The organism is Patulibacter americanus DSM 16676 (genome assembly GCF_000420025.1).
In the GTDB taxonomy this organism is placed as follows: Bacteria; Actinomycetota; Thermoleophilia; order Solirubrobacterales; family Solirubrobacteraceae; genus Patulibacter; species Patulibacter americanus.
Genome location: NZ_ATUD01000010.1, coordinates 34395 through 57356 on the forward strand (window position 1 = coordinate 34395; position 22962 = coordinate 57356).

Genomic DNA, 22962 nt, shown 5'->3' on the forward strand with positions numbered 1-22962 from the left:
GGGCGGGCGAGGCACCGGCCCCTCGTCCTCGCGACGGAGACGCGGCCGCGCGACTCGGCCGCGCGACGGAGGACGGTCGGTCCCCCGGACCGATGTGGGTCCAGGCCCGCCGGTCCAGCCTGGGGTCATGACCACCCCCGCCCCCGTCCTGCAGACCCGCGGACTGCGCAAACGCTACGGCGACCGCGAGGTCGTGCGCGGCGTCGACCTGCACGTGCCGCGCGGCGTGGCGTTCGGGTTCCTCGGGCCCAACGGGGCCGGCAAGACCACGGTGATCCGCATGCTGCTCGGCCTGACCGGTGCCGACGGCGGCAGCATGGAGCTCCTGGGCCACGGCCTGCCGGACGGCCGGCGCGCCGCCCTCGCGCGGGTGGGGGCGATCGTGGAGGAACCGCGGTTCCACGGCCGCATGACGGGGCGCGAGAACCTGTGGATCCACGCCGCCGTGCTCGGACCCGACGCCGAGCGGCGCATCCCCGAAGCCCTCGAGCGCGTCGGGCTGGCGGGCCGCGAGGACGACCGCGTCGAGGGCTACTCGCTCGGCATGCGACAGCGGCTCGGGATCGCCCGCTGCCTGCTCGCGGACCCCGAGCTGCTCGTGCTGGACGAGCCGGCCAACGGCCTGGACCCCGCGGGCATCCGCGAGCTCCGCGCCCTCGTCCGCTCGCTCGTGGACGAGGGGCGCACGGTGTTCCTGTCCTCGCACCTGCTCGACGAGGTCGAGCGCACCTGCGACATGGCGGCCGTCATCAGCGCGGGCCGGATCGTCGCGCAGGGCACGCTCGACGAGCTCGCGGCGACGGGGGAGCCGCGGGTGCAGCTGCGCCTGGCGCACGCCGCCGACGCCGTCGCGCTGCTCGCCGCACGGCCCGACGTGGCCGGGGCGGAGTCGACGGATCCCGAGCGGATCGAGGTCCGGCTGCGGACGAAGGGCACGCGCGGCGAGCACGCCGTGACGGCCGAGCTGGTGCGCCAGCTCGTCGGCCACGGCTTCGCGCCCTACGCCGTGACGTCGAGCACCGGCCGGCTCGAGGACCGCGTGCTGGACCTGCTCGGGCGGCGGGGCGAGGAGCCGGACCCGCCGGGGTCCGCGACCGCCGACCGCGACCTCGTGGAGGCCTGAGCCATGGTGCGCATGGTCCGCGCGGAGCTGCTGCGGCTCCACCGCTCGCGCACGGTCTGGCTCGGGGCCGTCGTCACCGTCGTCGTGCTCCCCCTCGCGTTCCTCGCGCTGATCGCGATGGTCGAGACGATCCGCACCGACGGCGGGTGGTTCGCCGAGAAGTGCGTCGAGATCCTGCTCGGCCCCGGGCTCCTCGGCGCGACGCTGATCGGGGTGGTCGCCGGCACCGCCGACCGCACGGGCGGCGTGCTGCCCGTCCTCGTCGCGACCGGCCGTCCCCGCGGCCGCCTCTTCGCTGCCCGCGTGCCGGCGGTGCTGATCGCCGTCGTCGCGCTCTCCCTCGCGTTCTGGCTCGTCGTGGGCGCGTTGGGGTTCGCGCTTCACGCGGAGGCGCCGACGGTCGTCGACGGGGTCCGGGACGCACCGGCGCTCACCGGTGCCGAGGCGCTCGAGCTGCTGCCGCGGATCCTCGCCGTGAACGTGGTCCTGGGGCTCGCGACGCTCGGGATCTGCACCGCGGGCCTGGCCGCCGCGCCGGCCGTGGGCGCGGTCCTCGGGCTGGCGCTCGGGATCATGCCGATGGTCGCCCTCGTCGAGAAGACCCCGGACTGGATCCTGGGGCTCATGCCGCCCCTGGCGACGAGCGAGCTCGTCGGAGGCTCGACGTTCGTCGGCCCGGTGGCCGTGCCCGTGGGGTGGGCCGTCCTCGGGATCGCGCTCTGGACCGTCGGGGCCCTCGGGGTCGGCCGGTGGCGGCTGCTGCGCGCCGACGTCTGAGGCGCGGTCCGGCGCGCCGCGCCGGACCGCCCCTGACCCTTGCGTGGGCCTCAGTGGGCCAGCGGCACCGCGGCGGGCGAGCCGGCCGGCACGCGGCCGCCCGACAGCGCGAGCGCGACGACGACGTTGGCGGCCGCCAGGCCCGCCGCGAGCAGCAGCCCGCGCTCGAACCCGGCGGTCTGGGCGAGCGCGGGCGACGAGCCGGAGAGCAGGGCGGCCTCGACCCGCGCTGTCGCCAACGTGGTGATCACCGCGAGGCCGAGCGCGGAGCCGACCTGGAAGGCGGCCGTGAGCACGCCCGAGGCGGCGCCCGCGTCCTGGTCGGTCACGTGGGTGACGGCGCCGATCTGCGCCGGCACGGCGACGAGCGACACCGAGGCGCCGTAGAGCAGGAACCCGGGCAGCACCGCCGTGGCGTACGCGTCGTCCGCCCCCGCGGTCGAGAGCAGGAGCAGGGCCGCCGCGCCGAGCACGGCGCCCGCGACGATCACGGGTCGGACGCCCACGCGGCCCACGAAGGACTGCGCCACGATGGCGCCGACCACGGCCGTGACGCCCATGGGGACGAACTGGATCCCCGTCTCGATCGCCGACGCCCCTCGCACGCCCTGCAGGAACAGCGCGGAGAGGAAGAACATGCCGATGAACGCGCTGCCGTTGAGCGCGAGCGCGAGGCTCGAGAGGGTGAGGGGGCGGGAGCGCATCAGCCGCGGCGGGACGAGCGGCGAGGTCGCCCGGGTCTCGATGACCACGAAGGCGGCCAGCAGGCTGACGCCCCCGACGAGCAGGGAGACGACCTGGGCCGAGCCCCAGCCCAACGCCTCGCTGCGGATCACGCCGAGCACGAGGGCGACGACGCCGACGGTGGCCGTCAGCGCGCCGGCGATGTCGAAGGAGCGGCTCTCGTCCGTGGTGCGGCTCTCGGCGACGGTGAGCGGGATGGCCACGAGGGCGAGCACCGTGATCGGCACGTTGACGAAGAAGACCCACTCCCAGCCGAGCGCGTCGATGAGCACGCCGCCCGCGACGACCCCCGCGGTGCCACCGAGGCCGGCGAGCGCGCCCCAGACCCCGAGCGCGATCCCGCGCTCGCGGCCGGGCGGGAAGGTGACGGTGACGATGGAGAGCGCGGCCGGGGAGAGCAGCGCGGCGCCCACCCCCTGGAGGGCCCGCGCGGCGATCAGCGCGCCGGAGCTCGGCGCGAGGCCGGCCCCCAGCGACGCGACGGCGAACACGACGAGGCCCGCCATCAGCATGCGGCGCCGTCCGAGCAGGTCGGCCATCCGGCCGCCGAGCAGGAGCAGGCCGCCGAAGGCGAGCGTGTAGGCGCCGACGACCCATTGGAGGTCGACGGCGCTGAAGCCGAGGTCCTCCTGGATCGCCGGCAGCGCCACGTTGGCGATGGTGACGTCGAGGACGACCATGAACTGGGCCAGGGCGAGGACGGCGAGGGCGCGCCAGCGGCGCGGATCGGGCGGGGGCATCGGAGGCTCCGGGGCTGGGGCCGGTCACCCTCCGTAGAGAATGATTCAGGCCGAGAACGATTACGAGGCGGCACGATAGGGGACCAGCACGAATGATTCAAGTGCTGAATCGTTCAGCGAGCTACGATTCGTCCATGGAGTGCTCCGACGGACCCGACACCACCTGGGCGCTCACGACGCTGCCCGCCGGGGTGGCCGACCGCACGGGCCTCCTGCTCATCAAAGTCGCCTTCGAGATGGAGCGCCGGGGCGTCGACCGCCTGCGGCCGCTCGGGCTCGACGGGCGCGACTACACGCTGCTCGCCGTCCTGTCCCGTGACGACGCCGGATCGCAGGCCGAGCTCGCGACGCTCTGTGGGCTGCTGCCCGCGCAGCTCGTCCCCGTCCTCGACGCGCTCGAGGCGAAGGGGTTCGCCGAGCGGCGCCGCGATGAGCGCGACCGGCGGCGGTCGATCGTGCGCATCACGGACGAGGGTCGCGAGGTCCTCGCCCGCGCGGACGAGATCGCCTCCGCGGTGGAGCGCGAGCTGCTCGGCGACGTGGGGGAGGAGCTGCGCGAGCGGCTCGCGCGCACGGTCGACGCGGCCCTCCGCGACCCCGCGCCGGCCGGCTGAAGCGCGCGGCCTGCGACCATCGGGCGATGGGACTCGCCGACCTGCGCCGCACCTACGACGGCACGCCGCTGACCGAGGCCGACCTCCACGAGAACGCCATGGTCCAGGTGGCCCGGTGGGTCGCCGAGGCCCGCGACGAGCTCGAGAGCGCGACCGAGGTCAACGCGATGTCGGTCGCGACCGCCGACGCGCAGGGCCGGCCGTCCGTGCGGATGGTGCTCCTGAAGGACCTGGACGAGCGGGGCCTGACGTTCTTCACCAACCTCGACTCCCGCAAGGGCCGCGAGCTGCGCGAGAACCCGTACGCCGCGCTCTGCCTGCACTGGCAGCCGATCTACCGCCAGATCCGCGTGCAGGGCCGGTGTGAACCGGTGAGCCGGGACGAGGTCGACGCGTACTTCGCCACCCGGCCCGCCGACAGCCGCCGGGGGGCTTGGGCGTCGGAGCAGAGCGCCCCGATCGCCGACCGCGCCGCGATCGAGGCGCGGATGGCGGAGCAGTCCCTGCGGTTCCCGGACGACGACGCGATCCCGACCCCGACGAACTGGGGCGGGTTCCGGATCGCCCCGGACGAGGTCGAGCTGTGGCAGGGCCGCCCCGACCGGCTGCACGACCGCTTCGTCTACCTCCGCGAGGGCGACGGCTGGACGCGGAGCCGCCTGCAGCCGTAGGCCACCGGCGCAGCGGGTGCGGTTCCCCGCCGGCCCCGAGGGGAAACCGGGTCCGCGACCCCACGCTGCTTGTTCCCTGCAAACGCGCGCTTTCCGCCCTACCGAGGCGTAGCGTCTCGGGCCGGCGCGCATCCGATCCGGGGTCTCCGCCGTTCTAGGGAGTGAGCATGTCGCCCCCGGGCGACCGGCGGCTCCCGACCCGGGAGCGCCGACCCGCAAGCCCCTGAGGAGGACCTATGCCGCTCGGTATCGGACCCATGGAAGTCGTCATCGTCCTGGTCATCGCGTTGCTCGTGATCGGCCCGAAGAAGCTGCCCGACATGGCCAAGTCCATGGGCTCGGGGGTGCGCGAGTTCCGCGACTCGCTGGCGAACGACCGCGACGAGGCGCCCGAAGCCCCCAAGGTCGTGGCCGAGGCTCCGCGCGTCGCGGCCGACGCCGGCACCCGGGAGCATCGGGCGGTCTAAGCTCGATGCACATGGCGCCGCCTTCCGACCACCTGTCCAACCTCTCGGACCCGGCGCTCATGGAGCGGGTCTCCAAGATGGACCCCGAGGCCTTCGAGGTCTTCTACGACCGTCACATCCAGTCCGCGTACGCCCTGGCGTACCGCATCGTCGGGAGCCGTCAACCGGCCGACGACGTGTGCCAGGAGGCGTTCCTGTCCGTCTGGCGCTCCGCCGGTCGGTACGACGCCTCGTTGGGCAACGCGCGCTCGTGGGTGCTCGCCGTCGTCCGCAACCGGGCGATCGACCACCTGCGGCGGGCGTCGCGGACGAAGGAGCGGGAGGTGGCGGACGAGGCGCTCGCCGAGCGCCACCCCGCGCCGCAGGACCAGAACACCGAGGCCACCGCGCTTCGCCATGCTGCGGCGGGCGAGACGCGCGAGCTCATGAACGAACTGTCCGACGACCAACGCCGGGTGATCGAATTGTCCTTCTACTCCGGCTACTCCCACAGCGAGATCGCGTCGATGCTCGGCCTGCCGCTCGGCACGGTCAAGGCGCGGATGAACCGCGGGCTGGCCCGAATGCGCAGCGCCCTCCCGGCGGGAGGTGCCGCATGACCCCCGACGAGGCCCGCGAGCTGATCGGTGCGTTCGTCCTGGGTGCCTGCACCCCGGAGGAGGCCGCCGAGGTCCGTGCCCACATGGTCGCGTCCCCGACGTTCCGCGCCGAGGTGGCGTCCTTCGACCCCGTGCGCGACGCCCTGCTCGACGTGCCGGTGCCCGAGGAGCGCCCCGGGGCCGACCTCAAGCGCCGCCTGATGGCCCAGGTGCAGGAGGAGGCGTCGCTGTTCGGCGCCGCCGGCACCCCGGGCGCCGGGCGCGGCGACACCGCGACAGCCGTCCGCGAGGACGACGAGCGCGAGGCCGGCTCCTACCCGCCGGCCCCGTCCGTGTCCGTCACGGACGCCGCCCCCGCGACGGCGTCCTCCCCGGTCGAGGCTCCGCGCGGGTCGGGGGCACCCGCGCACGGTGACGGCGCGGGCCCGCGCCGCTCCGGGTTCCTCGCCGCGCTGCGGCACCCGGCTCGCGCCACGGCGCTGGCGGCCGTGGTCGTCGCGCTCGTCGTCGCCGGCGTCCTCTTCACCGGGGGCGAGGCGACCGAGCGCGTGCCGGGCCAGGTCCTCGGCGCCGCTGCCCCGGGGGCGTCCGTCGCGATGGTCAGCTCGGGCGACGAGCACCGGCTCGAGGTCCGCGGGCTCAAGCCCGCCGGCTCCGGCCGGGCGTACCAGGTGTGGCTCAAGACGGGCGACGAGGCCCCCAAGCCCACGACGGTGCTCTTCGACGTGGACGACCGCGGCCGCGCCGAAGCCACGATCGACGGCGACATGAGCGGCGTCGACGACGTGCTCGTCACCGCCGAGCCCGAGGGCGGCTCGCCCGCCCCGACGTCCGACCCGGTGATCCGCGTCCCCGTCTGAGGCGGGGCGGCGACGGGTCCGGGCCGCCCGGGCACCACCGCCGCTGCGACGGCCGGCGTTCACGGGTCGGGCCGGCGGTCGCGGGCCGCCGCAGCGGCGGGCACGACGGCCGGCGTGTCCAGGGGCGCCGGCCGTCGTCGTCCTCAGGCCGTGGTGGCCCCGGCGGCGGAGCGGGCCTCGCGCGGTGCGAGGTCCATGACCTCCGCGACGATCTCGAACGACCGCCGGCGCTCGCCGTGGTCGTGCACCGAGGTCGTGACCATCAGCTCGTCGGCGTTCGTCCGGGCCAGCAGCTCCTCGATCCCCCGGCGGACCGTGTCCGGCCCGCCGACGATCTGCGACGCGGCGCGCGAGGCGACGAAGCGCCCGGCGGCCTCGCCGCGGAGCTGCTTCTCGGCCTCCTCCGGCGTCGGCAGCAGCCCCGGGTTGCCCTGGCGCAGCCGCATCATCTGGAGGTTGGCCGAGCCCGCGAGGAACCGCGCGCGCTCGTCGTCGTCCGCGGCCACGACGTTCACGCCGAGCATCACGTAGGGGCGCTCCAGCACCTCGGAGGCCCGGAACGACGAGCGGTACATGTCGACGGCCGGCACGGTGTTCTGCGCGCTGAAGTGGTGGGCGAAGGAGAACGGGAGCCCGAGCTCGCCGGCGAGCTGGGCGCTGAAGCCCGAGGAGCCGAGCAGCCAGACGTCGGGCTCGCGGCCGTTGTTCGGCACGGCCTTGATGCGGTGCAGCGGGTGCTCGCGCGGGAGGTCGCCGCGGAGGAAGCCGCGCAGCTCGGCGAGCTGCGCGGGGAAGTCGTCCTCGTTGCCGAAGGGATCGCTCGAGCGGCGCAGGGCCGCGGCCGTCAGGCCGTCGGTGCCGGGCGCGCGGCCCAGGCCCAGGTCGATGCGGCCGGGGTGCAGCGCCTCGAGCATCCCGAACTGCTCGGCGACCACGAGCGGGGCGTGGTTGGGCAGCATCACGCCGCCGGACCCCAGGCGGATGCGGTCCGTGTGGGCGGCGAGGTGCGCGATCAGGACCGGCGGGGACGAGCTCGCGATGCCCGGCATGTTGTGGTGCTCGGCCACCCACACGCGGCCGTAGCCGAGGGCCTCGACGTGGCGGGTGAGGTCGAGGGCGTTCTCGAGGGCCCGGGACGGCGTGGACCCGTCGGCGACGGGAGCGAGGTCCAGGACCGACAGTGCGACGTCGCTCATCCCTCCATCGTGGCACTCCACCCGCCCGAGCCCGCAGGTACGGGGATCGCGCCCGGCGCGCGGTTGGGTCCGGTGGGCCCCGGGTAGGTGACGGCGAACCCCCACGACAGGAATCCGGCCCCGTGACCACACCACAGTCCTACCTCGCCAAGAAGGCGGCGAAGAAGGTCGCCAAGGCGACGCTCCACCACGCGGCCCACGGCACCGCCACGAAGGCGAAGCGCCAGCCCATCCGGTCCGTGACGCTCCTGGGCGTCGGCGCCCTGCTCGGCGCGCTCGTCGCCACCGTGCTCGCCCGGCGCCGCGCGGCGAACGTCGAGGCCGACCGGATCGCGGAGGAGGCCCGCATCGCCGCCGAGCGCGCGGACCAGGAGCGCGCGTCGGCCCGCCACGAGGAGCGCCGCCGCCAGGCCGACGACCGCACGCTCACGGACCGGGTCAAGTCCGAGATCTTCCGCCCGGCCGACGCCCCGAAGGGCGACGTCGTCGTCGACAGCGAGAACGGCGTCGTCCACCTGCGCGGGTCCGTCGCCAACGCCACCCTGCGCGACCGCCTCGTGACGAGCGCCCGCGGCGTCGACGGCGTGGCGCGCGTCGAGGACCTGCTCAAGATCCGCGACTGACCGGGACCGGTGCGGGGGCCCCGAGGCGCGCCCGCACCGCCACCCCGGCGCAGAGGACGACGACGATCCCGCCCAGGACCGTCGCCCACGTCAGCTCCTCGCCGAGGATCAGGGCGGCCCAGAGGATGCTGAGGACCGGCTGCACGAGCTGCACCTGGCTGACCCGCGCCATCGGCCCGATCGCCAGGCCCCGGTACCAGGCGAAGAAGCCGAGGTACATGCTCACGAGCGCGAGGTACGTGAACGAGAGCCACTGCGTGGCCGACGCCGTCGGGGGCTCGTGCGTCGCCGAGGCGGCCGCCAGGGTGACCATGAGCGGGGCCGCGAGGACGAGCGCCCACGAGACGGTCTGCCACGAGCCGAGCTCGCGGGAGAGCAGGCCGCCCTCGGCGTAGCCGAGCGCGGCGGCCACGACGGCGCCGAAGAGCAGCAGGTCCGACGGGTGCAGCCGGGCGGCGCCGTCGCTCTGCACGGAGGCGAAGCCGACCGCGGCCACCGCCCCGACCACCGCCATGGCCCAGAAGACGCGCGGCGGGCGCTCGCCGGTCCGGAGCACGACCGTCACGGCCGTCGCGGCGGGCAGGAGCGCGATGACGACCGCCCCGTGGCTCGCGGCCGCGGTCTGCAGCGCGAACGAGGTCAGCAGGGGGAACCCGATGACGATCCCGCCCGCCACGACGGCGAGGCGCGCCCACTGGGTGCGCGTGGGGAGCCGCTGGCGGGTGAGCCCGAGCGCGAGCGCCGCGAGGGCGGCGGCGACCACGGCGCGGGCCGACCCGATGAAGAGCGGCTGGAGTCCGCCGACCGCCACGCGCGTGAGCGGGACGGTGAACGAGAAGGCCAGGACGCCGAGGAGGCCCCAGCCGAGGCCTGCGGACGTGGCCGGTAGCACCGGACGCGCCGGAGCGGTAGCGCTACTCTCTGAGGTCATGACCGAGGATAGCGCGTCGCGCATCGCCGCCGACCTGCGTGATTGGGTCGCCACCGCCGCCCCGGGGACGCGCGTGCCCTCGAGCCGCGCGTTGGTCGACCGCTGGGGCGCCAGCGCCGCGACGGTGCAACGGGCGATCCGCCTCCTCGCGACGGAGGGCCTCGTCGAGGCACGGCCCGGCGTCGGGACCTTCGTCCGCGCGGTGCGGACCGCTCGGCCGCAGGACTACGGGTGGCAGACGACCGCGCTGCGCTCGCCCGGGGTGCGGCTGCCGGAACCGTCGTGGTCCATGCGCCCCACGCCGGAGGGCGCCATCGGCCTGCACGCCGGGTACCCCGACCGGGAGCTGCTCCCGGAGCGGGCCCTGCGGGCGGCACTCGGCCGCGCGGCCCGCAGCGACGCCGTCCTGTCGCGGGCGCCCGTCGCGGGGCTGCCCGAGCTGCGCGCCTGGTTCGCCGCCGAGCTGGCGTCCGCGACGCCGGCCGGGGTCTCGCCGCCCACGGGCGGCGACGTGCTGGTGCTGCCGGGCAGCCAGAGTGGGTTGAGCTCGATCTTCCGCGCCCTCGTCGGGGCCGGCCGGCCGGTGCTCGTGGAGTCGCCGACGTACTGGGGCGCCATCCTGGCCGCGGCGCAGGCCGGCGTGCAGGTCGTCCCGGTCGCCAGCGGCCCCGCGGGGCCCGACCCGGACGACCTGCGACGGGCGATCACGGAGACCGGGGCCCGCGCGTTCTACGCGCAGCCCGTCTTCGCCAACCCCACCGGGGCGCACTGGAGCGCCGAGACCCGGGCGGACGTGCTCGACGTCGTGCGCGCCCACGGCGCGTTCCTCATCGAGGACGACTGGGCGCGCGACTTCGGCATCGACGCCGAGCCCGTGCCCGTGGCGGCGCACGACGACGCCGGCCACGTGGTCTACGTGCGGTCCCTGACCAAGAGCGTCTCGCCGGCGATCCGGATCGCTGCGGTCGTCGCCCGCGGTCCGGCGCGGGAGCGGCTCCTCCGCGACGGCGGCGCCGCCTCGATGTACGTCAGCGGGCTGCTGCAGGCGGCGGCGCTCGACGTCGTCACGCAGCCGGCCTGGACGCGGCACCTGCGGCACCTGGGCCCGCAGCTGCGCGCGCGTCGCGATCTACTCGTCTCGGCGGTGCGCGAGCATGTCCCCGACGCGCACCTCGAGCACGTGCCCGCGGGGGGACTCAACCTGTGGCTGCGCCTGCCGGACGGCGTGGAGCCGCGGGCGTTCGCCCGGGCATGCGAGGCCGCCGGCGTGCTCGTCGCCCCCGGCACGGAGTGGTTCCCGGCCGAACCCGCCGGGCCGTACGTCCGCCTGAACTACTCCGGCCCGGATCCCGGCGCGTTCGCCGAGGGCGCGCGGCGGATCGGTGCCGTGCTCGCCGGAACGGGGTGAGCCGCGGCCGCGGGACGACGCGGCGCTGCGGGTCCGCACGTCGTCCCCGGGGACACGCGCGCCCGGTCCGCGGTCCGCTTCACGTTTGGCCGGGCGGCGGCACCGGGTAGACCTCAGGGAGAAGGGGCGCCCGACCGGCGTCCCCAGCAAGGAGTTCCCATGAGCACCACCCCGCCCGTCGCCCACCGTTCCGGCACCTTCGCCATCGGCGGCGACACCCCCGTCCACCGCCTCGGCTACGGCGCCATGCAGCTCACCGGCGAGGGCGTCTGGGGCCCGCCGAAGGACCCTGAGGAGGCCGTCCGCGTGCTGCGGCGCGCCGCCGAGCTCGGGGTCGACCTCTTCGACACGGCCGACTCCTACGGCCCCTTCGTGTCCGAGGAGCTCATCCGGAAGGCGCTGCACCCCTACGCCGACGAGGTCGTCATCGCCACGAAGGCCGGCCTGACGCGGCCCGGCCCGGCCGACTGGCGCCCCGTCGGGCGCGAGGGCTACCTGCGCCAGCAGCTCGAGGGCTCGCTCGTCCGCCTCGGCGTCGACACGATCGACCTCTGGCAGCTGCACCGCATCGATGCGGACACGCCCGCCGAGGAGCAGTTCGCCACGTTGAAGGCGGTGCAGGACGAGGGCAAGGTCCGCCACGTCGGCCTGTCCGAGGTCACGGTGGAGCAGCTGGACCAGGCGCTCGACGCGGGCGTGAAGGTGGCGACGGTGCAGAACATGTTCAACCTCGTGGAGCGCGGCTCCGAGGACGTGCTCGACCGCTGCGAGGAGCTCGGCATCGGGTTCATCCCGTGGTTCCCGATCGCGACGGGCAAGCTCGCCGTCGACGGCGGCCCGCTCGACGAGATCGCCAAGGAGCACGGCTCGTCCCCGGCGCAGCTCGCGCTGGCGTGGCTGCTGCACCGCTCGCCCGTGATGCTGCCGATCCCCGGCACCTCGAAGGTCGCCCACGTCGAGCAGAACATCGCCGCCGCCGAGATCGAGCTGTCGGACGACGAGGTGCAGCGGCTCGAGGCCGCCGGCCGCGACGCCGCGCAGGCCGACGACTGATCCCGTCCGGGTCGCGGGCGCCGGCCGGTAGCCTCGGCACATGACCGCGACCCCCTGGTCGGCCGCATCGGCGGCGCTCTCGCTGCCGCTGCGCCTGGCCTGGGTCCTGGCCCGCGAGGACGGCCGGCCGCCCGCCGAGGTCGGCGGCCCCGGACCGCTGCTGCTCGGTGCCGCGGTGCTGCAGCTGCTGCACGACGGCGCGATCGAGCGTCGCGGCGCCGGCTACGTCCGCGGGTCCGGCGACGCGGGGGATCCGTTCGAGGCGTGGGTCCGCGACGAGCTGCCCGCCGGGGACGACGGGGACCACCAGCTCGAGGTGCTGGCCGCGCACGCGTCCGGCCGGGCGACCCGCCGGGCGATCGGTGCGCTGACCACGCTCGGCCTGCTGCGGGAGGAGCCGCGCCGGGTGCTCGGCGTCCCGCTCGGTCGGCACCTGCGGGTGGCCGACACCGACGCGCTGCGCCACGACCGCGCGCTGGTGCGCGAAGTCCTCGGTGGCGCGGAGTCCCGCGACGTCGCCCTCGGCGCCATGATCGCCTACCTCCACCACGGCGGCCTGGTCGCGCACCTCGAGCCGGACGACGTGCACGCCGCAGAGCTGCGGGCCGCGCGCGTGGCGGGCGACGCCCCCGACGGCAGCCCCTCGCCGCAGGGCCCGGTCGCCGACGCCGTGCGCGCCACCGTCGAGGCGATGCACGTGGTGCTCGTGCCGGTCGGCGCGGTCACGGTCGTGACGACCACCGCGCACGACTGACGCCGCCCGCCGACCGCCGCCGCGCCGTCCCTCCCGGGCTGCCGCCGCGCCGCCCTGCAGGACGACCTGCGCGGAGGCCCCCCCCCTCAGACGGTGATGCGGAACCCCGCCACGTCGACGAGGAAGTGGCAGAGCACGAGGGCGCCGAGGTAGAACGTCGAGACCGCCAGCGCGGCCGCCCAGCGCCGCGCACGCCCAGCGCCGCCGACGGCCATCATCGCCGTCGCGGCGGCCCACCCCAGCGCGGCCTCGGCCGGCAGCACGTAGAGCGCCACGCCGGCGCCCCGCGCCGTGTCCCCCGCCGGCTCCCACAGACCCGACGTGGGGGCCAGCAGCTCCGCCCCCGCGAACAGCACGAGCGCGACCGCGCCGGCCACCAGGGGGGAGCGGCCCGCCACCGCGAGCGCGACGAACAGGGGCGGCAGCCACAGGCCGGCCATCGCCACGGGGATGACGTCGTCGACGCGTGGGCCGCCCGCGTCGGGGAACCGCAGGGTGCCCAGGACGTCCGCCAGGAACCAGTCCGGGAGCACCTGCCAGACCGAGACGGGCAGGAGGAACGCCCACAGGGCGAGCCAGTCGGCCCGGCCGAGCCGGCGCGCGAGGACCGGCAGCGCGACGGCGTAGGCGACCGCGACGGCGAGGAACCCCCAGCCGCGGGCCGGAGCGGGTAGCCCGGCGCTGATCGCCAACCCCGCGAGGAGCGCGACGTGCAGGGCCACCATGACGCGGACGTCGTGCGCCGTCCGTGGTCGGGTCCCGGCGTCGTCCTGGACGGCGGGGCCCGCGGAGCCTGCGGCGACGGCGGTGGACATCGCGTCAGGCTGGCGGGCCGGTGACGCGGTGTCAAGCCGCGGTCAGTCGTCGCGCCGCGCCAGAGGACGCACCGCGGGGCCCTCGAGGACCGTGCCGTCGCGCGCGTCGAACCGCGAGCCGTGACAGGGGCAGTCCCAGCTCTGCTCCGCCGGGTTGAAGTGCACCTCGCAACCCAGGTGGGTGCAGACGGACGAGTGGCGGTGCAACGCGCCCGCCTCGTCGCGGAACGCCGCGGTGCGCTTCAGCCCCTCGCGGACGATCTTCCCCTCGCCGGGCTCGAGCGCGTCGACGCCGCCGCGCTTCGTCGGCCGCAGGCGGTCGCCGACGAGGAACGCGCCCGTCTCGGCGTTCCACGCGGCGAGCTTGCCGGCCTGGAACGGCTTGCCGACCAGCCGCGCCCGCGAGGGGTTCCACAGCGACGCGTACGGGTCCTCGCCGCCGCCGATGCGGGTGGCGATCGCGTGCGCGGCCGCGGTGCCGCCGGAGAGGCCCCACTTGCCGAAGCCCGTCGCCGTCCACAGCCGGCGGCTGCCCGGCCGCAGCGGTCCCACGTACGGCGCCTTGTCCGGCGTCATCGGGTCCTGGGCGGACCAGCGGTGGGTCACCTCGGTGGCGTGGACGTGCTCCTTCGCCCACGCCTCGAGCCGCTCGTAGCGCTTCCAGATGTCGTGGCGGCGCCCGGTGCCGTGGCCCTCGCCGCCGACGATCACGACGGGCTCGCCGTCCGGGCCGGTCGCCGTGCGGACGGAGCGGGAGGGCGGCCCGACGTCGTAGAAGCTGCCGAGGGGGAGGTCGCCGGAGTAGCGCGCCGCGATGGCGTAGGAACGCTCGGGCTGCAGGCGCGCGAAGTACAGGCCGCGGTCGAGGATCGGCACGTGCGTGGCGATCACGACGTGCTGGGCACGGATCTCGCCGCGCTCCGCGGTGTCGACGACGCAGGGGTCGCCCTCACGGACCTTGACGACGCGGATGCCCTCGGCGATGCGGGCGCCCGCGGCCTCGGCCAGCCGGGCGAGCGCGAGCGCGTAGCGCCGGCCGTGCAGCTCGCCGCTCCCGTCGACGCGGACGCCGGCCACCATCTCGGTCGGGGCGGGGAGCCCGTGGACCTCGTGGGCGTCGAGCCCGGCCTCGATCGTGGCCTCGGCCTCGCTGCGCAGGCTGCGGGCCTTGGCCTTCGAGCTCGTGTAGGTGTAGGCGGGACGCTCCTGCCAGTCGCAGTCGATGCCCTCCGTGGCGACGAGGTCGCGGACCCAGTCGACGGCGCGCTGGTTGGCCTCGGCGTACATCCGGGTGCGGTCGGCGCCGACGGCGCGCTTCAGCGACGCGTAGCGCTGGCCGTGGGCGGCCGTGACCTTGCCGGTGGTGTAGCCCGTGACGCCGGAGCCGACCCGCCGGGCCTCGACCACGAGCACGTCGTGGCCGGCGCGGGCGAGCAGCAGCGCGGTCGTCAGGCCCACGATGCCGGCGCCCACGATCAGCACCTCGGGGGTGTCGTCGGCGTCGGCGAGGATCCGGGTCGGCCCGGGGTCGCTCGTGGCCTCCCAGAGGGAGACGGTCGCGTCGTTGGTCATGCGTCGGGCGTCTACCCGCTCGCCCCGCGACCTAACGCGCGGTGGGGCGTCGCGGTGGCACGGCCCCTCGCGGGGGCGAGCACCGCCCGCGGGTCTGGCGCGCCCCCCCCGGGGGATCCCGGAGGACACGGGGGAATCCCCCATGGGAACACGGCGGGACGGTGCATACGGTGGCCCCATGACCCGTCCCCGCACCCCACGCGCCGCCTTCCTGGGCCCCGTCCTCGTCCTCGCCGCGGCCGCGGTCATCGGCTGCGGTGCCGACGGTGGCCCCGCCGCGTCGACCATCCGCACGCTGACCGCCGTCGACGCGATCGACGCCGAGGGCGGCCTGCGGGTCGTCGTGGTGCGCGGGGAGCGCGCCTCCGTGCGGATCGAGGGCCCGGAGAGCGAGGTCGAGGACGTCACGGTCGACGTGGAGGACGGCACGCTGCGCCTGGACGGGGACGACGACGGGCTGTTCGGCATCGGCACGGGGCAGCGCGCGACGGCCACCGTGACCCTGCCGCGCCTGCGGGCCGTCGACGTCGGCGGGGCCGTCGACCTGCGCGTGGACGACCTGGGCGGCGAGGCCCTGGAGCTGCGCGCCGCGGGCGGCTCCGACGTCGCGGGCAGCGGACGCGTGGGGGAGCTGACCGCCACCAGCTCGGGTGGCGCGGACGTCGACCTGGGCGAGCTCGTGGCGCGCGACGTGACGCTCGCCGTCAGCGGCGGCGCCGACGTCGCCGTCCACGCGAGCCGCAAGCTCGACGTCGACGTCTCGGGCGGGGGCGACGTGACGTACGCCGGCGACCCGAAGGTCACCCAGCGTCTCTCCGCCGGGGCCGACCTGCGACGGAAGTAGCGCCGGGGCCGCCGGGGGTGCCGGGGGTCGCACCGCGGGAGGGCGGGCGCCGCGCCGGGGCGTCGCCGGACGAGGCGCGGGACGCGCGCCGCAGCCCGCGCTCAGGCCGCGTCGCCCAGTGCCTCCTCGAGCCGGTCGACGAACGCCGCCTGGGCCTGCACGAGCTTGGCGCGCGCGGTCTCCGGGTCGACCCACGCGACGCGGTCGACCTCCGGGAACTCCTGGGTGCGCCCGGAGCGCGGCGGCCACTCCATCGCGAAGACGCCCGGCACCACGGCCTCCGGGTCGAGATCGCCCTCCACCGCCCAGACGCGGATCCGCTTGTCGCTCTTCATCCGCACCTCGCCGAGGTCGAGCGTCTCGCCCTCCGGGGACGGCAGGCCGAGCTCCTCGGCGAACTCGCGACGGGCCGCGTCGAGCGGGTCCTCGCCCGGGTCGCACTCGCCCTTCGGCACGGACCACGCCCGCTCGTCCTTGCGCGCCCAGAAGGGTCCGCCCATGTGCCCGATGAGCAGGCGCAGGCCGTCGGGATCGCGGCGGAAGAGCAGCAGTCCGCCGCTGAGGGTGGGGGTCGCCATGGGCCGCATGATCGCGCCGCGGGCCGACGGCGCGCGGGCCGGATCGACCGTGCTGGGCCTCTCGGGCGGCGCGGGAGGTACGCTGCGCGGCACGGTGGCAGCCCCTGAACGCACCGACCTGACGCCCTTCCTCGAGGAGCTCTCCCGCGAACGCGCGCGGTATCCCCTGCCTCCACGCCTGCGCGTGGTCGCCGAGGACATCGTGCACCTGACGCTCGAGCTGCTGTTCCCGCACTTCGCCGCCGAGGTCGGGGGCTGCGCGGGCGACGTCGAGCGCGAGTACGGCGAGCTGCGCCGCCTGCTCTCGGGCGCGCTGCACCTGCCGAGCGCGTCGTGTCGGCACCCGGACGAGGCCGTCGACCGGTTCATGGCCCGCCTGCCCGCCGTCCGCGAGGCGCTGCTGCTCGACGCCCAGGCGATCTACGACGGAGACCCGGCGGCCGACTCGGTCGACGAGGTCATCCTGGCCTACCCGGGGTTCCGCGCCGTCGCGATCTACCGGCTCGCGCACGAGCTGCTCGGCTGGTGCGACGTGCCCCTGCTGCCGCGGCTGCTGACGGAGATCGCCCACCGCGACACCGGCATCGAGATCCACCCGGGTGCGCAGATCGGGCCCTCGCTCTCCATCGACCACGGCACGGGCATCGTGATCGGCCAGACCGCCGTCATCGGCGCGCGGGTCAAGCTCTACCAGGGCGTCACGCTCGGGGCCCTGAGCGTCTCGAAGCGGTTCGCGCGGACGAAGCGCCACCCGACCATCGGCGACGACGTCGTGATCTACGCGAACGCGACGATCCTCGGCGGCGAGACCGTCATCGGCTCCGGCAGCCGCATCGGCGGCAACGTCTGGCTGACCAGCAGCGTGCCGGCGCACTCCGTCGTCACGCCGACCGCCCGACTCGACCGGCAGCGCGAAGAGCCGCCGGACGACGTCCTCGACTTCACGATCTAAGACCGCGACCCCCAGGAGGCAGCATGAAGGCCGCCAGCATCCTCGACACCATCGGCGACACGCCGCACGTCCGCATCAACCGGCTCTTCGCCGACCGCGAGGTCGACGTGTGGATCAAGCTGGAGCGCGCGAACCCCGGCGGCTCCGTCAAGGACCGCATCGCCCTGGCGATGGTCGACGACGCCGAGCGCCGCGGGGTCCTGAAGCCCGGCGGCACGATCATCGAGCCGACCTCGGGCAACACCGGCGTCGGCCTCTCGATGGTGGCCGCCGTCCGCGGCTACGACATGGTCGTCTGCATGCCCGAGTCCATGTCGCTCGAGCGCCGCCGCGTGATGGCCGCCTACGGCGCCAAGCTCGAGCTGACGCCCCGCGCGGGCGGCATGAAGGCCGCGATCGCCCGGGCGAAGGAGCTCGAGGCCGAGATCGACGGCGCGTGGATGGCGGGGCAGTTCGACAACCCCGCCAACGTCGCGGTGCACCGCGAGACGACGGCGCAGGAGGTCCTGAAGGACTTCCCTGACGGCATCGACTTCCTCATCACGGGCGTCGGCACGGGCGGCCACATCTCCGGCGTCTCCGAGGTCGTGAAGGAGCGGTTCCCCGAGCTCAAGACGTTCGCCGTCGAGCCCGCGAAGTCGCCCGTCCTCGGCGGCGGCGACCCCAGCCCGCACAAGCTGCAGGGCATCGGCGCCGGCTTCGTCCCGGACAACTACCACCCCGACACCGTCGACGGCGTGATCGGCGTGTCCGAGGAGGACGCGTTCGCCTACGCCGTGCGCGCCGCGCGCGAGGAGGGCATCTTCCTCGGACCGTCCTCCGGCGCCGCGCTGGCGGCCGTCGCCGCGAAGCTCCCGGAGATCCCGGACGGCAGCACCGTGCTGACCTTCTGCTACGACACGGGAGAGCGCTACCTCTCCGTCGAGGGCCTGTTCGTCGCCGACGGCACGGCGCTCCAGCAGGGCTCCGGCAGCTAGGACGCCCGCCGCACCCGCGGCGCCCCGCCGACCGCTCCGCCCAGCGGCGCGGGCGCGGGGGAGGGACCCCGTCGCGCTCAGCGCGGCGGGGCGCGGTACAGGCGGACGTTGCGGTCGTCGGGGGTGCCCGCGTTGCCGTCCGGTCGGCCGCCCTGCGCGTCGAGGTACGCCAGCTCGCGTGCCGTGTCGGCGAGCCCGTCCGGGGCCGTGTCGAGCTTGTGGGTCTCGAGCAGGGCGCCGCCGCCCGCGGTGGCGCGCACCCGCAGGGCCCGGCCCTGCTGCGGCCAGTCCGCCAGGGCGCTCGTGGTGATCGACCAGTAGCCGCCCGCCGCCGTGCGGACCGGCCGGACCCGGTCGTGGTGGGTGTCGCCGCCGACCGTGGCGAGCACGCGCGGCGCGCGGGCCAGGCGGTCGCGGATCGCCCGGCCCTGCGGGGTGCGCTGCAGCGGGGCGTGGACGGCGACGAGGATCCACCGGTCGCCGCCGGTGGTCAGCGCGCGGTCGAGGAACGCCAACTGGGCGGCGTCGACCGCGCCCGTGTCGCTCCCGCCGCGGGGCACGTCGTCCAGCAGCACCACGCGCACGCCCGTCCCCACGTCGCGGACCGCGTCGGCCCGCCCGGCGCGCTCCCCCGCCAGTCCGGCGCGAGCCAGGCGGGCGACGACCTGCTCGCCCGAGAGCAGGCGCCGCCGGGGGTCGGGGCGCACCGGGGCGGTCGTGCCCGGCAGGTCGCCCGCGGCCAGCAGCCGGTTCACGGACTCCTGGGCCGCCGCCTGCTCGCGGGGGACGCTGCGGGCGAAGGACCCGTCGGGCGTCACGAGGCGCTCGGCGCCCACCGCCGTGGCCCGCAGGCCCGGCGTGGCCCGCACCTCGCCGCCGACGAGCACGTCGTGGTTGCCGGGCAGCACGGCGACCGGTCCGCGCAGGCCGGGCGCGCGGAACGGCGCCCGTGCCCGGTCGAGCAGGCCCGGTCGACGCGGCGGGTCGACGTCGGGCCGGTAGAAGAAGGGGTCGGCGTTGTCGGCCCCCTGCAGGCTGCGGGCGTCGAACGGGCGGACCGTCCCGCCCCGCAGCGCGCCGATCGCGGCGTCGAGCTCGTTCTCCTGGCTGTTGTCGGTCAGATCGCCCGTGACGAGGGTCAGGTCGGGCCGTAGGGCGTTGACCGTGCGCGTGGCCGCCGCGAGCGTCTGCAGCGTCAGCGGCTCCTGGGGCCGGAAGACCGCCGTGAACGGGGTGCCGAGGCGGTCGAGGAACGGGATCCGCGCGGGCGAGGCCGTGTCGCGCACGTGGGTGTCGGTGAGCTGCGCGATGACGCCGAGCGTGCGCCCGGGCCGCGGCGGCGCCCCCGTGCCCGCCAGCTCGGTGCGGTCGCGGAGCGGCTCGCCCGGCGCGGGCTGCAGGGCGCCGGAGCCCGTGGGGTCGCGGAGCGTCACCGCGAGCGTGGAGCCCGCGTCCGCGCGGTCGGGGCCGGACGACGCCGTGGTGCGGCCGACGAGGATCCCTGCGACGAGGGCGAGGAGCGCGACGGCGACGAGCACCGCGCGGCGGCGGGCCCGGCCACCCGGCGCCCGACGGCCAACGGGGCCGTGCGCCGGGCGGACGGTGCGAGGAGGCGTGGGGCGGGAGGCGTCGGCCATGGGCTCAGCCCTCCCGCAGGCCATGGACCGGCGGCTCGGCGACCACTCGGCGGGCGACCCACCCGGCGGCGACGACGGCGAAGAGGACGAACCCGGCGGTGACCGCGGCGACGGCGGCGGGGGAGGCCGCGGTGCCCAGGTCGGCGTAGCCCGCGGCGAGCTGCGCCACCAGCGGCGCGAAGACGAGCCGCTGGAGGGCGAACGCCGCCAGCGCGCCCGGGAGCGCCAGCACGAGCCCGGCACCGAGCAGGACCCGCAGCACGGTGCCCGTGCCCGCCCCCTGCGCCCGCAGGAGCGCGAGCGTCGGCCGCCGCTCCCGGGCGGTCAGCGCGAGAGCCTGCACGAGGGCGTAGAGGCAGACCAGCCCGTCGAGCAGCGCGACCGCGCGGAGCACGGTGGCGAGGGTGTCGAGGAAGGAACGGTTGCTCGTCGTCGCGCCGGCCACGTTCGTCGGCGTGGCCCCGATCGCGGCCAGCCGGGCCGCGACCACCGCGCGGTCGGCGCCCCGCTCCAGCCGCACGGCGAGGTCCGGCGTCAGGGACGGGTCGGCGGCCAGCAGGCGGTCCGAGCGGGCGAAGGCCACGCGGCCGTCGTCCTGCAACGCCCGCACGGTCCCGACGACCCGTAGGCGCAGCTCGGCGCCGCTCTGCAGTTGGACGGCGAGGGTGCCCCCGACGCCGAGCCCGAGGGCGGTCGAGAGACCCGTGCCGATCTCGACCTCGCCCGTTCCCTGCACGCGGCGGCCGTCGGCGAGCGGCGGGTTGACGAACCGCCCGACGTCGCCGCCGAACGTCGTGAGCTTGACGGGCTCGCCGAGCGCGAACGAGTCGACGCCCCGCGTCTCGACCCGCGTCCCCGCGTCGGCGACGCCCGGCACGCGGCGCACCGCGGCGGCGCCCCCGGCGGGTGCGGTGACCGTGAGGGCGTAGCGCGTGCCGACGGCGGTGGGGTCGTCGCGCAGGGCGGTCAGCAGCGAGGCGAGGCCGAGCATGAGCAGGATCACCCCGCCCGAGGCCGCCAGCACCACGACGGTGGCGCCGGCGCGCCCCGGCCGCGCGAGGGCGAGCCGGGCCCCGAGGCCCAGGAACCCCGCGCGCCCGGGGCCGCCCGCCCGCCGCCGTGGGGCACGAGCGGCCAGGCCCCCGCCCCGCAGCAGGGCCACGGGCGGGCGCCCGGCGGCGCGCCACGCCGGCCAGCCCGCGGCGACGGCGGCGATCAGCCCGAGCAGCACCGTCAGCCCGGCCAGCGGCAGGAGCAGCGCGCTCCCGGGCGGGGTCTCGTTCAGCGCCGCCAGCAGGTCGCCGCTGGGGCCGCGGACGAGCAGCGCCCCGAGCGTCACGCCGATCCCGCCGGCGACGAGCCCCACGATCCCGGCCGACAGCGCCTGCTCGCCCGCGACGGCGCCCCGCGGCACGCCCAGCGCCCGCTGGACGCCGATCACGGCCAGCCGCCGGCCGACCTCGGTCGCCGCCTGCGCCGCCAGCATCGTGGTCGCCGCGATCAGCGCCACGAGCGAGAACGCCACGAGCAGCGCGACGACGACGCCCGCCGCCTGGTCGATGATGAGCCGGGTGCCCGTGCGGGTGACGAAGCGCAGGTTGCCGACCCCGTAGGTCGTCGCTCGCGCCTGCTGCAGGGTGACGTCGGTGCGCGAGCGGTCGTGGGTCCAGACGAGCGCCTGGTTCACCCGCAGCTCGCCGCCGAACTCGCGCGCCAGGGCGGTGCCGGAGAGGTAGACCCGGGGCGCGGTGGCCAGCGGGAACGCGACGTTGTCCGGGGCGATCGACACGCCGACGATCCGCACCGGGCCCGCGCGGCCGACCTCGATCGTGTCGCCGACCTCGAGCCCCCACGTGCGGGCCAGCCCCTGCTCGACGAGGGCCTCGCGGGTGTTCCCGCCCGTGCGCGGCAGGTCGCGCCCGGCGACGATCGCGTAGCCCCGCCGGGCGGTCGTGTCGACGAGCTGCAGGCTGCCGCGGCGGGTCGACTCGCCCCCGGCGCGCAGCCGCACGTTGGCGATCTCCGTCCGGGGCGCGTAGGCGGCGACGTTCGGCAGCGCCGTGATGCGGGCGCGGATCCGTTCGGGCGGCTGGTCCGCGAAGCGGGCGACGACGTCGGGCAGGTCGGCGCGCTCGGCGGAGCGGTCGAACCCCGACCCCAGACCGACGGAGACCGTCAGCGCGGCGCCGGCCATGGCACCGGCGACGAGCACACCCGCGGCGGCCAGGAGCGTGCGACGGCGGCCGCTGCGCAGCAGGCGCAGCGCGCCGCGCAGCAACGCCGCGGCGCCCGTCACCGGCCTCCGCCGAAGAGCAGCGGCTCGGCCGGCTGCAGGCGGCCGTCGACGAGCGTGACGGTGCGGTCGGCCATCGCGCTCGTCCGCGGCTCGTGCGTCACGACGACGACGGCGCGGTCGGCGGTCGCCGCGGAGCGCAGGAGCGCCAGCACGGCCGCGCCGGACTCCTCGTCGAGGTTGCCCGTCGGCTCGTCCGCCAGCAGGACAGGCGGGTCGAGGACGAGCGCGCGGGCGACGGCGAGCCGCTGCTGCTCCCCGCCCGAGAGCTCGTGGGGCCGGCGGCGGGCGGCGTCGCCCAGGCCGAGGCGCTCGATCAGCTCGCGGCCGTGCTCACGCGCGCCCCGCGGCGCGCCCGGCAACCGGGCGGGCAGCAGCACGTTCTCCTCGCCCGTCAGCTCCGGGACGAGGTGGAAGAACTGGAACACGAACCCGATCCGGCGCCGCCGGAAGCCGCTGAGCTCGCGCTCGGAGCGCCCGTCGACGCGCTCCCCGGCGACCTCGATCGTGCCCGCCTCGGGCCGGTCGAGCGCGCCGACGAGGTGCAGCAGCGTGCTCTTCCCCGTCCCGGAGCGTCCGACGATGGCGACGACCTCGCCCCGCGCGACGTCCAGGTCGGCCCCGTCGAGGACGCGACGTGCCGCGCGGCCGCTGCCGTACGTCTTGACGAGTCCGCGGGCCGCGATCACTCCGAGGGACGGTAGGGCAGCGGACCCGCCGCCGAGCCGGGCCGG

The 22962-nt window shown here is 76.4% G+C and carries 23 protein-coding genes; 14 read left to right on the plus strand and 9 right to left on the minus strand.

Going from position 1 to position 22962, the window contains the following annotated elements; genetic code table 11:
- Positions 1-127 precede the first annotated feature (127 nt).
- Together F593_RS25820 and F593_RS0115575 are read left to right on the plus strand one after the other, a co-directional pair.
- On the plus strand, positions 128-1123 hold the full coding sequence (locus F593_RS25820) for an ABC transporter ATP-binding protein (protein WP_022929677.1): 996 nt from the start codon (positions 128-130) through the stop codon (positions 1121-1123).
- Positions 1124-1126: 3 nt separating this feature from the next.
- Complete coding sequence (locus F593_RS0115575; protein WP_022929678.1) at positions 1127-1900, plus strand: ABC transporter permease; 774 nt, start codon at positions 1127-1129, stop codon at positions 1898-1900.
- 50 nt (positions 1901-1950) lie between these two features.
- On the opposite strand, the gene F593_RS27445 is transcribed toward F593_RS0115575, so the two are convergent.
- Positions 1951-3384, minus strand: coding sequence for an MFS transporter (locus tag F593_RS27445; protein ID WP_022929679.1), 1434 nt, complete (start codon positions 3382-3384; stop codon positions 1951-1953).
- A 134-nt stretch (positions 3385-3518) separates the two neighbouring features.
- Here F593_RS27445 and F593_RS25830 point away from each other — a divergent pair, with 134 nt between their 5' ends.
- From F593_RS25830 to F593_RS0115605, 5 genes are all read left to right on the plus strand, one after another.
- Positions 3519-3998, plus strand: coding sequence for a MarR family winged helix-turn-helix transcriptional regulator (locus F593_RS25830; RefSeq protein ID WP_022929680.1), 480 nt, complete (start codon positions 3519-3521; stop codon positions 3996-3998).
- A 26-nt stretch (positions 3999-4024) separates the two neighbouring features.
- Positions 4025-4669, plus strand: a complete 645-nt coding sequence (gene pdxH / locus F593_RS0115590; protein WP_022929681.1) for a pyridoxamine 5'-phosphate oxidase — start codon at positions 4025-4027, stop codon at positions 4667-4669.
- 257 nt (positions 4670-4926) lie between these two features.
- Positions 4927-5136, plus strand: a complete 210-nt coding sequence (locus tag F593_RS0115595) for a Sec-independent protein translocase subunit TatA/TatB (RefSeq protein WP_051160559.1) — start codon at positions 4927-4929, stop codon at positions 5134-5136.
- 11 nt (positions 5137-5147) lie between these two features.
- Positions 5148-5735 carry an RNA polymerase sigma factor gene (locus tag F593_RS0115600; RefSeq protein ID WP_022929683.1) on the plus strand — a complete coding sequence of 196 codons (588 nt, stop codon included), beginning with the start codon at positions 5148-5150 and terminating at the stop codon, positions 5733-5735.
- Positions 5732-6595, plus strand: coding sequence for an anti-sigma factor domain-containing protein (locus F593_RS0115605; RefSeq protein WP_022929684.1), 864 nt, complete (start codon positions 5732-5734; stop codon positions 6593-6595). Before F593_RS0115600 ends, F593_RS0115605 begins: the two co-directional genes overlap by 4 nt.
- A 143-nt stretch (positions 6596-6738) precedes the next feature.
- Here F593_RS0115605 and F593_RS0115610 read toward each other — a convergent pair whose 3' ends face one another.
- A complete protein-coding gene (locus tag F593_RS0115610) occupies positions 6739-7791 on the minus strand; it encodes an LLM class flavin-dependent oxidoreductase (protein ID WP_022929685.1) in 1053 nt (350 codons plus the stop codon).
- Between the two features lie 122 nt (positions 7792-7913).
- Between F593_RS0115610 and F593_RS0115615 the strand changes: the two genes are divergently transcribed.
- Positions 7914-8414, plus strand: coding sequence for a BON domain-containing protein (locus F593_RS0115615; RefSeq protein WP_022929686.1), 501 nt, complete (start codon positions 7914-7916; stop codon positions 8412-8414).
- On the opposite strand, the gene F593_RS0115620 is transcribed toward F593_RS0115615, so the two are convergent.
- Positions 8398-9345: a DMT family transporter gene (locus F593_RS0115620; protein ID WP_051160560.1), complete on the minus strand. Its 948-nt coding sequence runs from the start codon at positions 9343-9345 to the stop codon at positions 8398-8400. The two genes, F593_RS0115615 and F593_RS0115620, sit on opposite strands and share 17 nt — an antisense overlap.
- Between F593_RS0115620 and F593_RS0115625 the strand changes: the two genes are divergently transcribed.
- The 3 genes from F593_RS0115625 to F593_RS0115635 all read left to right on the plus strand — a co-directional run bounded on the left by F593_RS0115625 (position 9344) and on the right by F593_RS0115635 (position 12560).
- Positions 9344-10753, plus strand: coding sequence for an aminotransferase-like domain-containing protein (locus tag F593_RS0115625; protein WP_022929688.1), 1410 nt, complete (start codon positions 9344-9346; stop codon positions 10751-10753). The genes F593_RS0115620 and F593_RS0115625 overlap by 2 nt on opposite strands.
- A 159-nt stretch (positions 10754-10912) precedes the next feature.
- A complete protein-coding gene (locus F593_RS25835; RefSeq protein ID WP_022929689.1) occupies positions 10913-11806 on the plus strand; it encodes an aldo/keto reductase in 894 nt (297 codons plus the stop codon).
- 40 nt (positions 11807-11846) lie between these two features.
- Positions 11847-12560 (plus strand): GPP34 family phosphoprotein, encoded by a 714-nt coding sequence (locus F593_RS0115635; RefSeq protein ID WP_022929690.1) that lies wholly within the window; start codon positions 11847-11849, stop codon positions 12558-12560.
- Between the two features lie 86 nt (positions 12561-12646).
- Here the strand turns inward: F593_RS0115635 and F593_RS28595 are convergent, their stop codons facing one another.
- Together F593_RS28595 and F593_RS0115645 are read right to left on the minus strand one after the other, a co-directional pair.
- Complete coding sequence (locus tag F593_RS28595; protein ID WP_022929691.1) at positions 12647-13375, minus strand: DUF6989 domain-containing protein; 729 nt, start codon at positions 13373-13375, stop codon at positions 12647-12649.
- Between the two features lie 42 nt (positions 13376-13417).
- Complete coding sequence (locus F593_RS0115645; protein WP_022929692.1) at positions 13418-14947, minus strand: FAD-dependent oxidoreductase; 1530 nt, start codon at positions 14945-14947, stop codon at positions 13418-13420.
- A 178-nt stretch (positions 14948-15125) separates the two neighbouring features.
- Here F593_RS0115645 and F593_RS0115650 point away from each other — a divergent pair, with 178 nt between their 5' ends.
- Complete coding sequence (locus F593_RS0115650; protein WP_022929693.1) at positions 15126-15791, plus strand: head GIN domain-containing protein; 666 nt, start codon at positions 15126-15128, stop codon at positions 15789-15791.
- Positions 15792-15892: 101 nt separating this feature from the next.
- Here F593_RS0115650 and F593_RS0115655 read toward each other — a convergent pair whose 3' ends face one another.
- Entirely contained in the window at positions 15893-16369 is a 477-nt protein-coding gene (locus tag F593_RS0115655; protein ID WP_022929694.1) for an NUDIX hydrolase, read from the minus strand.
- Between F593_RS0115655 and F593_RS0115660 the strand changes: the two genes are divergently transcribed.
- Both F593_RS0115660 and cysK read left to right on the plus strand, forming a co-directional pair.
- A complete protein-coding gene (locus F593_RS0115660) occupies positions 16368-17321 on the plus strand; it encodes a serine O-acetyltransferase (protein ID WP_022929695.1) in 954 nt (317 codons plus the stop codon). The genes F593_RS0115655 and F593_RS0115660 overlap by 2 nt on opposite strands.
- A 23-nt stretch (positions 17322-17344) precedes the next feature.
- Positions 17345-18298, plus strand: a complete 954-nt coding sequence (gene cysK, locus F593_RS0115665) for a cysteine synthase A (protein ID WP_022929696.1) — start codon at positions 17345-17347, stop codon at positions 18296-18298.
- A gap of 77 nt (positions 18299-18375) precedes the next feature.
- On the opposite strand, the gene F593_RS0115670 is transcribed toward cysK, so the two are convergent.
- The 3 genes from F593_RS0115670 to F593_RS0115680 are packed head-to-tail and all read right to left on the minus strand — an operon-like array spanning position 18376 to position 22917.
- Entirely contained in the window at positions 18376-19935 is a 1560-nt protein-coding gene (locus F593_RS0115670; protein WP_022929697.1) for a metallophosphoesterase family protein, read from the minus strand.
- A 4-nt stretch (positions 19936-19939) separates the two neighbouring features.
- Positions 19940-22231 carry an FtsX-like permease family protein gene (locus tag F593_RS0115675; protein ID WP_022929698.1) on the minus strand — a complete coding sequence of 764 codons (2292 nt, stop codon included), beginning with the start codon at positions 22229-22231 and terminating at the stop codon, positions 19940-19942.
- Positions 22228-22917, minus strand: coding sequence for an ABC transporter ATP-binding protein (locus tag F593_RS0115680; protein ID WP_022929699.1), 690 nt, complete (start codon positions 22915-22917; stop codon positions 22228-22230). Before F593_RS0115680 ends, F593_RS0115675 begins: the two co-directional genes overlap by 4 nt.
- Between the last annotated feature and the right edge of the window lie 45 nt (positions 22918-22962).

Coding starts and splice junctions, on each gene's coding strand:
- F593_RS0115650 (WP_022929693.1), top strand. CDS start 15,126: ATGACCCGTCCCCGCACCCCACGCGCCGCCTTCCTGGGCCCCGTCCTC.
- F593_RS0115635 (WP_022929690.1), top strand. CDS start 11,847: ATGACCGCGACCCCCTGGTCGGCCGCATCGGCGGCGCTCTCGCTGCCG.
- F593_RS27445 (WP_022929679.1), bottom strand. CDS start 3,384: ATGCCCCCGCCCGATCCGCGCCGCTGGCGCGCCCTCGCCGTCCTCGCC.
- F593_RS25835 (WP_022929689.1), top strand. CDS start 10,913: ATGAGCACCACCCCGCCCGTCGCCCACCGTTCCGGCACCTTCGCCATC.
- F593_RS0115620 (WP_051160560.1), bottom strand. CDS start 9,345: ATGACCTCAGAGAGTAGCGCTACCGCTCCGGCGCGTCCGGTGCTACCG.
- F593_RS0115660 (WP_022929695.1), top strand. CDS start 16,368: ATGGGCCGCATGATCGCGCCGCGGGCCGACGGCGCGCGGGCCGGATCG.
- cysK (WP_022929696.1), top strand. CDS start 17,345: ATGAAGGCCGCCAGCATCCTCGACACCATCGGCGACACGCCGCACGTC.
- F593_RS0115655 (WP_022929694.1), bottom strand. CDS start 16,369: ATGGCGACCCCCACCCTCAGCGGCGGACTGCTGCTCTTCCGCCGCGAT.
- F593_RS0115645 (WP_022929692.1), bottom strand. CDS start 14,947: ATGACCAACGACGCGACCGTCTCCCTCTGGGAGGCCACGAGCGACCCC.
- F593_RS28595 (WP_022929691.1), bottom strand. CDS start 13,375: ATGTCCACCGCCGTCGCCGCAGGCTCCGCGGGCCCCGCCGTCCAGGAC.
- pdxH (WP_022929681.1), top strand. CDS start 4,025: ATGGGACTCGCCGACCTGCGCCGCACCTACGACGGCACGCCGCTGACC.
- F593_RS0115600 (WP_022929683.1), top strand. CDS start 5,148: ATGGCGCCGCCTTCCGACCACCTGTCCAACCTCTCGGACCCGGCGCTC.
- F593_RS0115610 (WP_022929685.1), bottom strand. CDS start 7,791: ATGAGCGACGTCGCACTGTCGGTCCTGGACCTCGCTCCCGTCGCCGAC.
- F593_RS25820 (WP_022929677.1), top strand. CDS start 128: ATGACCACCCCCGCCCCCGTCCTGCAGACCCGCGGACTGCGCAAACGC.
- F593_RS0115575 (WP_022929678.1), top strand. CDS start 1,127: ATGGTGCGCATGGTCCGCGCGGAGCTGCTGCGGCTCCACCGCTCGCGC.
- F593_RS0115670 (WP_022929697.1), bottom strand. CDS start 19,935: ATGGCCGACGCCTCCCGCCCCACGCCTCCTCGCACCGTCCGCCCGGCG.
- F593_RS0115595 (WP_051160559.1), top strand. CDS start 4,927: ATGGAAGTCGTCATCGTCCTGGTCATCGCGTTGCTCGTGATCGGCCCG.
- F593_RS25830 (WP_022929680.1), top strand. CDS start 3,519: ATGGAGTGCTCCGACGGACCCGACACCACCTGGGCGCTCACGACGCTG.
- F593_RS0115625 (WP_022929688.1), top strand. CDS start 9,344: ATGACCGAGGATAGCGCGTCGCGCATCGCCGCCGACCTGCGTGATTGG.
- F593_RS0115605 (WP_022929684.1), top strand. CDS start 5,732: ATGACCCCCGACGAGGCCCGCGAGCTGATCGGTGCGTTCGTCCTGGGT.